The organism is Halobaculum litoreum (assembly GCF_030127125.1).
Classification (GTDB): domain Archaea; phylum Halobacteriota; class Halobacteria; order Halobacteriales; family Haloferacaceae; genus Halobaculum; species Halobaculum litoreum.
This window is the reverse complement of sequence record NZ_CP126156.1, coordinates 947247-960342: the sequence shown is the minus strand read 5'-3', so window position 1 is coordinate 960342 and position 13096 is coordinate 947247. Positions and strand designations below refer to the sequence as shown.

The window sequence follows — 13096 nt, the reverse complement described above, 5'->3', positions numbered from 1 at the left end:
GGCGGTGTCGCACACCGTCGATCCCGGGGCCGTCCGTCGCGGTCCGCCCCGTCGCTACGAGCCGGGACGTGTCGCGCGACGGGGCCGGCGACGTCGACGCCGTTCAGGCGCCGATGTACTCCTCGTTGACCTCCCACTCGCCGCGGTCGTTCCGGACCATGTACTCGCCGTAGTACGGCACCCGGTTCGAGACGACCGTTCGGAACGCCTCGCGGATCTCGGGTTCGGTCATCTCGCCCATCGGCTTCAGGTCGTCGTTGCGGTTGAGACAGCCCTTCAGGTACCCCTCGTGGGTGACGCGGACGCGCCCGCAGTTCGCACAGAAGCCGGCGTTCTCGACGGGGTCGACGATCTCGACCATCCCCTCGCCGCCGTCGTCCCCCGCGACGTAGTACCGCCTGCGGTCGTGCATCTCGCGGTGCTCGACGCGGACCGCGATGTCCGCAAGCCAGTCGTGCACCCGCTGGATGTCGATGTTCCACTCGGGACGCCCCGTCAGCTCGGGCATGTACTCGATGAGCTGGAGCTGGAGCCCGTCGTTCTCGGCGACGTGGTCGACCATCCCCTCCACGTAGCCGGCGGTGTGCTCGAACACGACCATGTTGAGCTTCACCGGCGCGAGGCCGGCGTCGAGCGCGGCCTCCACGCCCTCGATCACCTTCTCGTAGGCGCCCGACTTCGTGATCTCGGCGAACGCCGCCGGGTCGAGCGCGTCCTGCGAGACGTTCACGCGGTCGAGCCCCGCCTCGACGAGCGCCTCGGCGCGCCCCGGGAGGAACGTGCCGTTCGTCGTCATCGAGGTCTCCATCGAGTCGGGGGTCCGACGGACAATCTCCTCGAGGTCGTCGCGCAACATCGGCTCGCCGCCGGTGAACTTCACGGCGTCGACGCCGAACTCGGCGGCGACCTCCAGGAACCGGACGACGTCGTCGGCGGACATCTCGTCGTCCTGCGCGTCCATCGGGCCGCGCGTGTCCCCGAGCCCCTCGTTGTGGCAGTAGACGCAGTCGAAGTTACACCGGTCGGTGAGCGAGACGCGGACCCCGGTGACCGCCCGCCCGAAGTCGTCGACCAGCGGTGTCGGCATTATGTAGATGCGTTCGTTCGTGCGTACTTGAACTTGTGGGACACATCGGCAGATTTGTAACTGTTCGAGGTTACTTCCGACGTATCCGTGGCGATACATCGATCGGCCGACGGCGACGCCGCGGTGGCCCCGTGGGAAACCCTTATTCGGGGCGCTCGCCGACGCGACGACATGGACGAAGCCGCCGTACGCGAGCGACTCGCCGGTGTCGACGACCCGGATCTGGGCGAGGACATCGTCTCGCTCGGTCTGGTGAACGCGGTGCAGGTCGACGACGAGGAGGGCGTGATCCGCGTGTCGCTGGCGCTCGGCGCGCCGTACGCACCGACCGAGACGGGGATCGCCGAGGCCGTCCGCGACGCGCTCGCGGACACCGACTACGCGCTCGACATCTCCGCGTCGGTCGACTCGGGCCTGTCGAGCGAGGAGGAGGTGCTGCCGAACGTGAAGAACGTCATCGCCGTCGCCTCGGGCAAGGGCGGCGTCGGGAAGTCGACGGTCGCGGTCAACCTCGCGGCCGGCCTCTCGGCGCTCGGTGCGCGCGTCGGGCTGTTCGACGCCGACGTGTACGGGCCGAACGTCCCGCGGATGGTCGACGCCGACGAGGCGCCGCGGGCGACCGAACAGGAGACGATCGTCCCGCCGCAGAAGTACGGGATGAAGCTGATGAGCATGGCGTTCCTCGTCGGCGAGGACGACCCCGTCATCTGGCGCGGCCCGATGGTCCACAAACTGCTCACCCAGCTCGTCGAGGACGTCGAGTGGGGCGCGCTCGACTACCTCGTGCTCGACCTGCCGCCGGGGACGGGCGACACCCAGCTCACCATCCTCCAGACGCTCCCCCTCACGGGCGCGGTGATCGTCACCACCCCCGAGGAGGTCGCGCTCGACGACGCGAACAAGGGCCTGCGGATGTTCGGCAAGCACGACACGAACGTGCTCGGGATCGTCGAGAACATGTCCGGGTTCGTCTGCCCGGACTGCGGGGGCGAACACGACATCTTCGGCAAGGGGGGCGGCAAGCGGTTCGCCGCCGACAACGACCTCCCGTTCCTCGGCGGCATCCCGCTGGACCCGTCGGTGCGCACCGGCGGCGACACGGGCGCGCCGGTCGTCCTCGACGACGAGTCGGGCGAAGTGGGCGACGCGTTCAAGATCGTCACCGAGAACGTCGCGAACAACGTCGGGGTCGTCCAGCGGCGCGCGGTGAGCCGGCGGACCGAGCAGCACACGCCGTCGCAGTAGGGACCGGGCGGCGACGGGGCCGCCGTCCGAGACACCGGTTTTCACGAGCAATCGGGGCCGAGCGCGCGGATTCGAACCGGCTTTGTCGCCGGGGCCTCGCATGCGACGTATGAGCGACGACGAGGACGCGCGGCTCCCCGAGGGCCTCCGGGCGGACGACGACCCCGACTGGCAGTTGGCGCCAGACTCCGCGGCCGAGTTCGCCGCCGACGCCGACAGCCGGGAGTTCCTCCGCGCCGTCGCCGAGGACGTGCGCGGCGACTCCAGCGAGTCGAAACAGCTCTCGGCGATCCTCTACCGCGTCTCGGACCTGTACGACCCCGACGAGGACACCTCCCCCGAGGAGATCTACCTGAACGTCCGACGGATCATGCAGATCAAAGAGCGCGGCGGGCTGCAGCGGGAGTAGCGGAACTGTGAGCGACATCGCCGTCCGGACTGCGACGGTCGACGACGCCGAGCGACTCGCGGCCGTCTACCGCAGCGCGTACGCGCGGAACCGCGAGTTGGGCTTCCCCGCGAAAGCGGCGTCGGCCACCGACGCGACGGTGACCGAGTGGATCCGCGACGACCACGTGCTCGTCGCCGTCGCGGAGGGGACCGTCGTCGGCGGCGTCCGTCTGGACCCGGTCGACGACGACGCGGTGAAACTGAGTCGGCTCGCGGTCCACGAGTCGCGGAAGGGCGAAGGCATCGGCGCCGCGCTGGTCGACGCGGCCGAACGGTGGAGCGGGAGACACGGCCACGGGACGGTCCGGCTGACCACGCCCGAGGAGCACCCGTTTCTCCCCGAGTTCTACCGCGACCGTGGCTTCCGGAAGACGGGCGACTACCCGCTGGCGTACCGCGACTACGACGAGATCGTGATGGAGAAGCGGCTGTAACCGGGTCGATGTCGGCGGCGTCGGTCCGAAATGGGTCGGTCCGAAATGGGTCGGTCCGGGGTCGCCGGACCCGTTACGCGGGGCTCACTGGAACGTCCGGCCCAGTTCCGACTCCTGTTCGTCGCGCGCCTCGCGGTTCTGGAACCGCTGTTCGATCTCCTCGTAGCGCTGCTTGGTCTCCTCGGTGACCGAGGGGTTCACCTCCTCCAGCGCCGCCTCGAAGTGGGCCATCGTCACGCGGACGTTGCCCACCGACTCGTTCATCTCCTCGGGCGACACCGACTGGATGAACTCCCGGGTGGCGTTCATCGACGCCTCGCGGCACACCGCCTCGATGTCGGCGCCGACGTACCCCTTCGTCTTGCGGGCGAGCCGTTCGAGGTCGACGTCGTCGGCCAGCGGCTTGTGCTGGGTGTGGACCGCGAAGATCTTGCGGCGGCCGTCCTCCTCGGGGACCGGCACGTGGACGTGGCGGTCGAGGCGGCCCGGGCGCAGCAGGGCGTTGTCGATGAGGTCCGGACGGTTCGTCGTCGCGATGACGACCACGTCCTCGAGCGTCTCCAGCCCGTCGAGTTCCGTCAGGAGCTGTGAGACGACGCGCTCGGAGACCCCCGAGTCGCCGGAGTTGCGGCCGCGCTCGGTCGCGATCGCGTCGATCTCGTCGAAGAAGACGATGGTCGGCGCGTTCTCGCGGGCCTTGCTGAAGATCTCGCGGACGCCCTTCTCGGACTCGCCCACGTACTTGTTCAGCAGCTCCGGTCCCTTCACCGAGATGAAGTTCGAGTCGGACTCGTTGGCCACCGCCTTCGCGAGCAGCGTCTTCCCGGTGCCCGGCGGGCCGTACATCAGCACGCCCTTCGCGGACTGCATGTCCATCGCCTCGAACACCTCGGGGTAGTCCAGCGGCCACTGGATCGTCTCCCGGAGACGCTCTTTCGTGTCCTCCAGTCCGCCCACGTCCTCCCAGGTCACGTCGGGGACCTCGACGAACACCTCCCGGAGCGCGGACGGCTCGATGCCCTTGAGCGCCTCCTTCATGTCGCCGCCGGTCACCTGGATCGACTCCAGCACCTCGGCGTCGATCTCGTCGTCCTCGAGGTCGATCTGCGGGCGGATGCGCCGCAGCGCGTTCATGCCGGCCTCCTTCGCGAGGCTCTCGAGGTCGGCGCCGACGAAGCCGTGGGTCGTCTCGGCGTACTCGTCGATGTCGATGTCGTCGGCCAGCGGCATGTTCCGCGTGTGGACCTGGAGGATCTCCTTGCGACCGTCGCGGTCGGGGACGCCGACCTCGATCTCGCGGTCAAAGCGGCCGCCGCGGCGCAGCGCCGGGTCGATGGCGTCGACGCGGTTGGTCGCCCCGATGACGACGACCTCGCCGCGCTCCTCCAGCCCGTCCATCAGCGAGAGCAGTTGGGCCACGACGCGGCGCTCGACGTCGCCGCCGGCCTCCTCCCGTTTGGGCGCGATAGAGTCCAGTTCGTCCATGAAGACGATCGCGGGGGCGTTCTCGGCGGCCTCCTCGAACACCTCGCGCAGCTGCTCCTCGGACTCCCCGTAGTACTTCGACATGATCTCGGGGCCCGACAGCGTCTGGAAGTGCGCGTCGATCTCGTTGGCGACGGCCTTCGCGATGAGCGTCTTCCCGGTGCCCGGCGGGCCGTGCAGGAGCACGCCCTTCGGCGGCTCGATGCCGAGGCGCTTGAACAGCTCCGGGTGGCGCATCGGGAGCTCGATCATCTCGCGGACCTGTTCGAGCTCGTCGTCGAGGCCGCCGATGTCCTCGTAGGTGACGTCCGGCGTCTCCGCGCCGGCGCCGCCGGCGGTGTCGGCGATCTGCTCGGCGGGCTTCTCGGAGATGTCGACCTCCGTGGAGTCGGTGATGACGACCGTGCCCGACGGCTTCGTGGAGGCGATCTTCAGCGGGACCGCCTGCGAGCCGCCGCCCATCAGCCCGAGGCCGAGCGGGAAGCGGATCGTCTGCCCCTGCGTGACGGGCTGGCCCGAGAGCTTGTCCCGGATGATCGAGCCGACGTTGCCGCGGATCCCGAACTGCTGGGGGAGCGCGATGGTGATGCGCTCGGCGGGCTCGACGTCGGCGGCCTCGACGGTGACGCGGTCGTCGATGCCGACGCCGGCCTCCTGTCGGAGCTGGCCGTCGATGCGGACGACGCCCGTGTCGTCGTCCTCGGGGTAGCCCGGCCAGACGCGGGCGATCGCGGTCGAGTCGCCCTCGATGCGGATGTAGTCACCGCCCGACAGGTCGAGCTCCTCGGCGGCGACGCGGTCGATCGCGGCGAGGCGTCGGCCGGCGTCCTTCTGTTTCAGGGGTTTGACGGTGAGTTTCATGCGATGTGGATCGTGAGTACGCCGTTCTCGATGTCAACGCTTGCGGCCGGGCCGGGGAGCTCGAACTCGAACTCCTCCTCCCCGCCCTCGCGGTCGACGACGACGATCGCGGAGCCGTCGACGGTGTCCACGTGGACGTCGTCGTCGGCCGCGTTCAGGTCCGCCGCCACGACGGTGCCGTCCGGGTAGTCGTACCGGCGGACGAACCGCTCGCGACGGTCGGTAGTGTGTCGTTGAGTCATGCTGTTCCTAACCCCAAGTAATACGCCACAGTATATAAAGATATCGCCGACAAACCGCAATACGGCGACGGGAATCGGATCTGAGAGTCGGCTCGCGGTTCACACCGACCGACGCCGCACCGCGGGACGCTCCCGGCCGATTTATCACGGGTCCGGGACGACTGCGAGTATGCACACCGTCGAACGGCACGGACGGCGCATCGCGTACAGAAGCCGCGGCGGGGACGCCGACGGGCCGGGAGTGGTGTGCGTCCACGGGAGCGGGGGGACCGGGGAGGTGTGGGCCGGCCAGTTCCGGCTCGCGTCCGAGACGACGACGACGGCGCTGGATCTGAGCGGTCACGGCGCGAGCGAGGACGTCGACGCCGAACCCGGCCCGGAGACGCTGGAGGCGTACGCCGAGGACGTCGTCGCCGTCGCCGAGGAGACCGACGCGTCCGTCCTCGTCGGCAACTCCCTCGGCGGCGCGGTCGCGATGTGGGTCGCGCTCGAACACGACCTCCCGCTCGACGGGCTGGTGTTGACGGGGACGGGCGCACGGCTCACGGTGCTCGAGGACCTGCTCGTGTGGCTCCGCGACGACTTCGAGCGCGCGGTGGCGTTCCTCCACGAGCCCGACCGGCTGTTCCACGACGCCGACGCGGAGACGCTCGACCGGTCGCGGGCGGCGATGCACGACGCGGGGCGTGCGGTCGTCGAGCGCGACTTCCGGACGTGCCACACGTTCGACGTCCGCGACCGGCTCGACGCGATCGACGTCCCGACGCTCGCGGTCGTCGGCGAGCACGACGGCCTGACGCCGCCCCGGTTCCACGAGCGCCTGGCCGAGGGGATCCCGGACTGCGAGCTCGTCGAGATCGACGACGCCGCGCACATGGCGATGGTGGAGCGCCCGGCGGCGTTCAACGACGCCGTCCGTCCCTTCCTCGACAGTCTGTAGACGGCACGGCGCCGGGCGCGGGCCGCGACCGCCTCAGTACACGTCGTCGACGTCGTCCTCGACGTGGCTGTGCTCTGCGGCGGGGAACTCGCCGCGCTCGACCTCCTCCCGGTAGGCGGTCACGGCGTCCGACATCGCCCCCCGGAGGTCGGCGTACTGCTTCGAGAACGGCGGCGACCACTCGTCGAGGCCGAGCACGTCGGTGATCACCAGCACCTGCCCGTCCGTCTCCGGACCCGCGCCGATGCCGACGGTCGGGATGTCGAGCGCGTCGGTCACCTGCTCGGCGAGGTTCGCGGGCACGTGTTCGAGGACCAGCGAGAACGCGCCCGCCGCCTCGTGTTCGCGGGCCAGATCGAGCAGTCGTTCGGCCGCCTCCGGGTCGGTCCCCTGCCGCTGGTACCCGCCGAGCTGGTTGACGTGTTGTGGTGTCAGGCCGAGGTGAGCCATCACGGGGATCCCCAGCTCCGCGAGCCGCCGGGTCAACTCGACGGTGTGGGGCCCCGACTCCAGTTTCACCGCGTCCGCGTCGGCCTCCTTCAGCATCCGGCCGGCGTTCTCGATGCTATCGGCCTCGTCGACGCCGAACGAGAGGAACGGCATGTCCGCGACGACGAGCGCGTCTTCGGTCGCGCGCGCGACGGCGGCCGTCCGGCTGTGCATCTCCTCCACCGTCACCGGGAGCGTCGAGTCGTGCCCGAGGACGGCGTTCCCCATCGAGTCGCCGACGAGGATCACGTCGATCCCGGCCTCGTCGACGATCTCGGCCGTCGGCGCGTCGTACGCCGTCAGCATCGTGATGGGCTCGTCGTCCGCCCGTTCGCGGAGGTCCCGCGTCGTCACCATGCGCCCGGCTTGGGGTGGGGTCCGATTAATCCGTGCGATCCCGGCGTCGGCGGGTTCGCCGCGTGATAATCGCGGCACAACGGGTATGTCCGTGGGGGCGCGACCGACCGACCGTGACCGATCGCGGCCTCTCGCCGGTCGTCGGCGTCGCGCTCATGGTCGTCGTCGTCGTCCTCCTCGGCGTCGTCGTCGGGACGCTGGCGTTCGGGTTCGACGACCGGCTCGGCGAGCCGGCGCCGCAGGTGGCCCTCGACGTGACCGCGTACTCGGCCGACGGCGCGGACAACTCCGGGCGGCCGTACATCGAGATCCACCACCGCGCCGGCGAGACCGCCGACGGCACCGAGGTCTTCATCCGCGACGAATCCGGCACCGAGATCCCGTGGAGCAGCGTGTGGACCGCCGGGCCGACGGTCGGCCCCGGGTCGTACGCCCACGTGGACGGCTGCGGGAGCGACGGCGCGCTCGACGTGATCGCCGCGGCGGGACAGACGTACTCCATCGTGTTCCGGAGCGAGGGCCGAACGCTCGTGATCTACGAGGTCGCGGTGCCGTCGCCGCCCGCCGACGTCGGCTGTTGACGCGGCCGCCGACGTCGGTCGGGGCCGTCCGGACCGGAACCGACACGGCTTACACCGTCGCGCCGCACCCTCCGAGCGTGCCCGAGCGCGTCGAGACGACCGACCCCGACGGGGTCGACTACGGCTGGGTGATGCAGGCGACGTTCGTCGTCACCGTCACCCTCGGGTCGGTGCTCGTCGCCGCGCTGTCCGCGTTCGTGGTCCTCCCGACGTGGGCGGCGCGCGCCTCCTTCGCCATCCGCGTCGGCGCCGTGATCTGGATCGTCACCGCCGTGGGCGCGTACTACTACGAGAAGAACGTGCGCGCGGCGTGAGCGGCGCCGACGGGCCCGACGGCCCGTCAGACCCAGCGGAAGTCGACGCCGGCCCGCTCGGCGGTCACCGCGTCGCGTTCGGAGTCGCCGACGAACAGCGCCGCCGCCGGGTCCGCGCCGAGGTCGCGCAGCGTCGCGATCAGCGGCTCGGGGTCCGGCTTGTACGTCGCCACCGAGTCGCGCCCGACGACGCTCCCGACGTGGGGCGTCAGGTCGTGGCGGTCGAGCGCGGTCCGACAGGCGGCCTCGCAGTTGAGCGAGCAGACGCCCGTCGGCACCGCCAGCGGGAGGTGGTCGGCGTGCGGGAGGCGGGCGGACGCCTCCGCGCCGGGCACCTCGTGGTCCGCGAGGACGGCCTCCAGCCCGGGCGGAGCCCCGCGCCGTCGGCGCGTTCCAGCAGGCTCCACAGCTCCGCGCCCGCGGCGTCGTGCCCGTTGGCCTCGAACAGCGCGACCGCGTCGCCGGCGGCGGCCGCCCAGTCGACCGCCAGGTCCACGAGCGTGCCGTCGAGGTCGAACACGACGGCGTCGTACCCCGCGTAGTCTGCCGCCGCGTCCGCGGACGGGTCGCCCGTCATCGGCTCACAACAGCTCCCGCGCGATGATCGTCTTCTGGATCTCGGTCGTCCCCTCGTAGATGGTCGTGATCTTCGAGTCGCGGTAGAACCGCTCGACGTCGAACTCGCTCATGTAGCCGTAGCCGCCGTGGATCTGGACCGCCTCGTTCGTCACGTCGACGGCGGACTCGCTGGCGAAGTACTTCGCCATCGACGCCGCGAGGCGGGGGTCCTCGCCGGCGTCGGCCTGCCGGGCGGCCTCGCGCACGAGCAGGCGCGACGCCTGCACCTTCGTCCCCATCTCCGCGAACTTGTTCCGCACCGCCTCGATCTCGGCGATCGGCGCGTCGAACTGCTCGCGCTGGTGGGCGTACTCGCGGGCCTCGTCGAACGCCGCCTGCGCGAGCCCGACCGCCTGCGCCGCGATCGCGATCCGGCCGCCCGTCAGGGTCTGCAGGGCCGCGGAGAGCCCGCGACCCTCCTCGGTGAGGCGGTACGCCTCGGGGACGCGCACGTCCGAGAACTGCATCCCGACGGTGTCGGAGGCGCGCAGGCCGAGCTTCTCCTCCCTCTTGCCGACCTCGACGCCGTCGTAGTCGGCGGGGACGAGGAACTGCGTGATCGACCCGTCGTCGTCGGCGTCGGTCTTCGCGAACACGATGTACACGCCCGCGCGCTCGCCGTTCGTGATCCACTGCTTCTCCCCGTTCAGGACGTACTCGTCGCCGTCGCGCTCCGCGGTCGTGGTCATCTGCGCGGGGTTGGAGCCGGCGCCCGGTTCCGAGAGACAGAACGCCCCGACCGGCCGGCCGTCGACCATGTCGGGGAGCCACTCCTCGCGGACGGCCTCCGAGCCGAAGTCGGCGATGCAGGAGGCGGCCAGACAGTGCACCGAGAGGGCGGTCGCGACGGCCAACTGGCCGTACGCGAGTTCCTCGTTGACGACCGCGTACGTCGAGCGGTCGGCGTCGAAGCCGCCGTACGCCTCGGGCGTCGTCAGCCCCGTGAGGTCCAACTCGGCGAGGGTGTCCCACGCGTCCTCGGGGAACGTCTCCGTCTCGTCGGCCGCCTGTGCCCCCGGCCGGAGTTCCTCGACGGCGACCTCCCGGACCACCTCGCGGATCGCACGCTCCTCGTCGTCGAGCATCGACGGGGAGTGCCCGTACGCGTCCGCGTTCGCGTGTGCCATACGCCCGCCTTCGGCGCGCGGGGGTTAAGCGTGACTGACCGCCGGGGGCCGCGCGGTCGAGCCGGGGTTAGCGGCCTCCTTGTCGCCGCGAAAGCTGTTCGTACCTTTCCGTCGGGCCGTCGTTCGGGAACACGAATGCGCCTCCCCACTCGCGCCGCGGTCCTCACAGCGGTCGCCCTGCTCGCGCTCGCCCCGGCGGTCGCCGCCGCCGCCCCGGTCCCCGGGACCGGCCCGGGCGACCGGTCCGCCCTCGCGGCGACACAGGAGTCGACCGTCACGCTCACCGTCGCGCTCGAGACCCCCGCGGGCGACCCGGTCGGCAACGCCGACCTCACGGCCTCGTGGGACGGCGGCTCCGCGAGCGCGACCACCGCCGGGAACGGCCGCGCGTTCCTCGACGTCCCCGAGGGCGCGACCGTCGAGATCGGCGTCGACCACCCCACGTACATGCGGAACGACCCCTACGTCGTCGAGGACGCCGCCGAGGAAACGGTCGCCGTCACGGTCCGCGAGCGCGGCGGCCTCACCGTCACCGTCACGGACGCCGGCGGCGACGCGGTCGGCGACACGCGGGTGGTGCTGCGGGCCGACGGCGAGGTCGTCGTCAACGGCCGCACGAACGCCAACGGCGGCTTCACCACCGGCGCCATCGAACAGCGCGAGTACGGCCTCACCGTGGTGAAGCAGGGCTACTACCGGGTGACGCGCGACGTCGACGTCGGCGAGTCGACGCGCGAGTCCGTCGCCGTCGAGCGCGGCTCGGTCACCCTCTCGTTCGACGTGACTGACGACCGCTTCGACCCGGCCGAGCCCGTCGCCGACGCCCGGATCGAACTGGAGACGGCCGGCACCTTCCGCACGCTCGACAACGGCGAGGCGACCGCGCAGGTCCCCGTGAACGCGGACCTCGACCTCGTCGTGACCAAGGAGGGGTACGAGACCGTCGAGCGGACCGTCGACGTCGGCGAGTCGGCGGCGACGATCCGGGTGGACCTCGGCCGGACGCCGGAGCTGAACGTCACCGCCGTGAACACCCGCGTCCTCGTCGGCGGCCGAACCGTCGTCACCGTCGTCGACGCCTACGGCGACCCCGTCGCGGACGCCGCCGTGCTCGTGGACGGCGAGCAGGTCGCCACGACCGGGGGCGACGGCACCGCCACCCTGCGGTTCGACGAGGCGGGCGACCGCACCGTCGTCGCCGAGTCCGACGAGCTGACATCCGGGGAGCTCACGGTGACCGTGGTCCGCGAGCGGACCGCGACGCCCACGCCGACCGCGACCCCCGACCCGACCCCGACGCCGTCGCCGACGGCCGCCGAGACGACCGATCAGGGCGAGACCGGCGTGAGCTTCCCCGGCTTCTCGCCGCTCACGGCGGTGGTCGCCGTGTTGACGCTGGCGGCGCTGTTCGTCGGGTGGGACCGCCGGACCGGCGAGTGACCGACGGAGCGAGTGCCCGGACGAGCGGGTGAGCGCGTGAGCGCTCGGCCGGGCGGTCGTGCCGGCGGGCGACCGCGCCGCCGCCGGCGGCCGGTCCCCGCGCCGGCGTCAGAACTCGCGGAGGAACGCCGCGACCTCGTCCGGGTCGGCGGCCAGTCCGCCGCCCTGCGCGAACCGCGGCGAGCCGCCCCCGCCCCCGCCGAACGCGTCGGTGACGGCGTCGACCACGTCGCCGGCGTCGAGGTCGCCGGCGGAGGCGACGACCACGAACGGGGCGTCCCCGTCACCGACCGCGGCGACCGCGTCGGGACCGTCCGGCTCGTCCACGAGCGTCTGCGCGGCCGCCCCGACGGCGTTCGCCTCGAAGCCGGCGACGACGCCGACCCGGCGCGCGCGTCCCTCCTCCCCGACGGCTTCGAGCGCGCGCAGTCGTCCCACGAGCACCTCCTCGCGGAGCGCCTCGAGGTCCGCGGCGAGGCGGTCGCGCTCGTCGGCAACCCGGGCGACCGCGTCCGGGAGGTCCGCCACGGCGACGCCGAGTTCGCGGGCGGCGGCGCGGGCGCCGCGGTGGGTGTCGGCCCGGCGGTCGATGCCGGCCGGGCCGACCGCGAACTCGACGCGGGTGAGCCCCTCGCCGGGGTTCGAGCGGTCGAGCACCGTCACGGGACCGATCTCGCGGGTGTTCGCGACGTGGGTCCCCCCGCACGCCGCCGCGTCCCAGCCCGCGACCGTCACGACGCGGACCGTGTCGGCGTCGGCCATCACGTCCTCCTCGGTCTTCGTGTTGAACGCCACCGCCTCGTCCCCGCGGGCCTCGTCGACCGGCCGCTCGGCCCACGACACGTCACGCGAGTCCCACACCGCGCGGTTCACGAGGCGCTCAAGTTCGACGAGCACGTCGTCGGTCACGTCGGTCGACGTGCGGAAGTCGACGCGCACCTTCTCGTCGGTGATCCCGAACCCGCCGTAGCCGAGGTCGTCGAGCACCCGCCGGCCCGCGCCGTACAGCACGTGGCTGGCGGTGTGGGCGCGCATGCAGTACGTCCGGTAGTCGTCGTCGACGACGCCCGCGACGGCGTCGCCCGCGTCGAACGCGGGCGCCTCGGCGAGCGTGTGCACCACGCCGTCGGCGCCGGCCCGCACGTCCGCGACCGACACGCCGCCGAGGGTGCCGCGGTCGGCGGGCTGGCCGCCGCCCTCGGGGTAGAAGTACGTCTCCGACAGCGTCACCGCCCGGCCGTCGACCGACTCGACGGTCGCCTCGAACGCCCGGACCTCCGGGTGCTCGGCCGCGAGTGTGTGTCCCATGGCCGCCCGTGGCCCCGGGAGCCGAAAAACGATGTGCCCGCGGCGGCGTCGCGCGCGGCGGGAGACGGGCCGGGCCGGATCGCCCGATCCGTTCCCGGTTCGGCACGGGATCTCGCCG

13 protein-coding genes and 1 pseudogene are annotated in these 13096 nt (G+C 71.8%); 7 read left to right on the top strand and 7 right to left on the bottom strand.

What is annotated here, in order from left to right; genetic code table 11:
* Positions 1-103: 103 nt before the first annotated feature.
* A complete protein-coding gene (gene moaA / locus P0R35_RS05110; protein WP_284014134.1) occupies positions 104-1087 on the bottom strand; it encodes a GTP 3',8-cyclase MoaA in 984 nt (327 codons plus the stop codon).
* A 171-nt stretch (positions 1088-1258) separates the two neighbouring features.
* Here moaA and P0R35_RS05105 point away from each other — a divergent pair, with 171 nt between their 5' ends.
* The 3 genes from P0R35_RS05105 (at position 1259) to P0R35_RS05095 (ending at position 3216) form a co-directional block, all read left to right on the top strand.
* The gene (locus P0R35_RS05105) at positions 1259-2332 is read left to right on the top strand and encodes an Mrp/NBP35 family ATP-binding protein (RefSeq protein ID WP_284014133.1); all 1074 of its coding nucleotides are present in this window, start codon (positions 1259-1261) and stop codon (positions 2330-2332) included.
* 109 nt (positions 2333-2441) lie between these two features.
* Positions 2442-2741 (top strand): DUF7976 family protein, encoded by a 300-nt coding sequence (locus P0R35_RS05100; RefSeq protein WP_284014132.1) that lies wholly within the window; start codon positions 2442-2444, stop codon positions 2739-2741.
* A 7-nt stretch (positions 2742-2748) separates the two neighbouring features.
* Positions 2749-3216, top strand: a complete 468-nt coding sequence (locus tag P0R35_RS05095; RefSeq protein ID WP_284014131.1) for a GNAT family N-acetyltransferase — start codon at positions 2749-2751, stop codon at positions 3214-3216.
* An 84-nt stretch (positions 3217-3300) separates the two neighbouring features.
* Here the strand turns inward: P0R35_RS05095 and P0R35_RS05090 are convergent, their stop codons facing one another.
* Entirely contained in the window at positions 3301-5562 is a 2262-nt protein-coding gene (locus P0R35_RS05090) for a CDC48 family AAA ATPase (protein ID WP_284014130.1), read from the bottom strand.
* Positions 5559-5864: a DUF7127 family protein gene (locus tag P0R35_RS05085; protein WP_321170451.1), complete on the bottom strand. Its 306-nt coding sequence runs from the start codon at positions 5862-5864 to the stop codon at positions 5559-5561. The genes P0R35_RS05090 and P0R35_RS05085 overlap by 4 nt, the downstream gene beginning before the upstream one ends.
* Positions 5865-5973: 109 nt before the next feature.
* Here P0R35_RS05085 and P0R35_RS05080 point away from each other — a divergent pair, with 109 nt between their 5' ends.
* Complete coding sequence (locus P0R35_RS05080; protein ID WP_284014129.1) at positions 5974-6744, top strand: alpha/beta fold hydrolase; 771 nt, start codon at positions 5974-5976, stop codon at positions 6742-6744.
* 33 nt (positions 6745-6777) lie between these two features.
* On the opposite strand, the gene panB is transcribed toward P0R35_RS05080, so the two are convergent.
* Positions 6778-7590 carry a 3-methyl-2-oxobutanoate hydroxymethyltransferase gene (gene panB / locus P0R35_RS05075; RefSeq protein WP_284014128.1) on the bottom strand — a complete coding sequence of 271 codons (813 nt, stop codon included), beginning with the start codon at positions 7588-7590 and terminating at the stop codon, positions 6778-6780.
* Between the two features lie 113 nt (positions 7591-7703).
* Between panB and P0R35_RS05070 the strand changes: the two genes are divergently transcribed.
* Together P0R35_RS05070 and P0R35_RS05065 are read left to right on the top strand one after the other, a co-directional pair.
* The gene (locus P0R35_RS05070; protein ID WP_284014127.1) at positions 7704-8171 is read left to right on the top strand and encodes a type IV pilin domain-containing protein; all 468 of its coding nucleotides are present in this window, start codon (positions 7704-7706) and stop codon (positions 8169-8171) included.
* Between the two features lie 77 nt (positions 8172-8248).
* Positions 8249-8485 (top strand): DUF5822 domain-containing protein, encoded by a 237-nt coding sequence (locus tag P0R35_RS05065; RefSeq protein ID WP_284014126.1) that lies wholly within the window; start codon positions 8249-8251, stop codon positions 8483-8485.
* On the opposite strand, the pseudogene P0R35_RS05060 reads toward P0R35_RS05065, so the two are convergent.
* Both P0R35_RS05060 and P0R35_RS05055 read right to left on the bottom strand, forming a co-directional pair.
* Positions 8436-9062: pseudogene (locus P0R35_RS05060) on the bottom strand (HAD family hydrolase). The gene P0R35_RS05065 and the pseudogene P0R35_RS05060 sit on opposite strands and share 50 nt — an antisense overlap.
* 4 nt (positions 9063-9066) lie before the next feature.
* Entirely contained in the window at positions 9067-10230 is a 1164-nt protein-coding gene (locus P0R35_RS05055; protein WP_284014125.1) for an acyl-CoA dehydrogenase family protein, read from the bottom strand.
* A gap of 135 nt (positions 10231-10365) precedes the next feature.
* On the opposite strand from P0R35_RS05055, the gene P0R35_RS05050 reads away from it, so the two are divergent.
* Entirely contained in the window at positions 10366-11670 is a 1305-nt protein-coding gene (locus tag P0R35_RS05050; protein ID WP_284014124.1) for a carboxypeptidase-like regulatory domain-containing protein, read from the top strand.
* Between the two features lie 108 nt (positions 11671-11778).
* On the opposite strand, the gene P0R35_RS05045 is transcribed toward P0R35_RS05050, so the two are convergent.
* Positions 11779-12978, bottom strand: a complete 1200-nt coding sequence (locus P0R35_RS05045; RefSeq protein WP_284014123.1) for an alanyl-tRNA editing protein — start codon at positions 12976-12978, stop codon at positions 11779-11781.
* Positions 12979-13096: the final 118 nt, after the last annotated feature.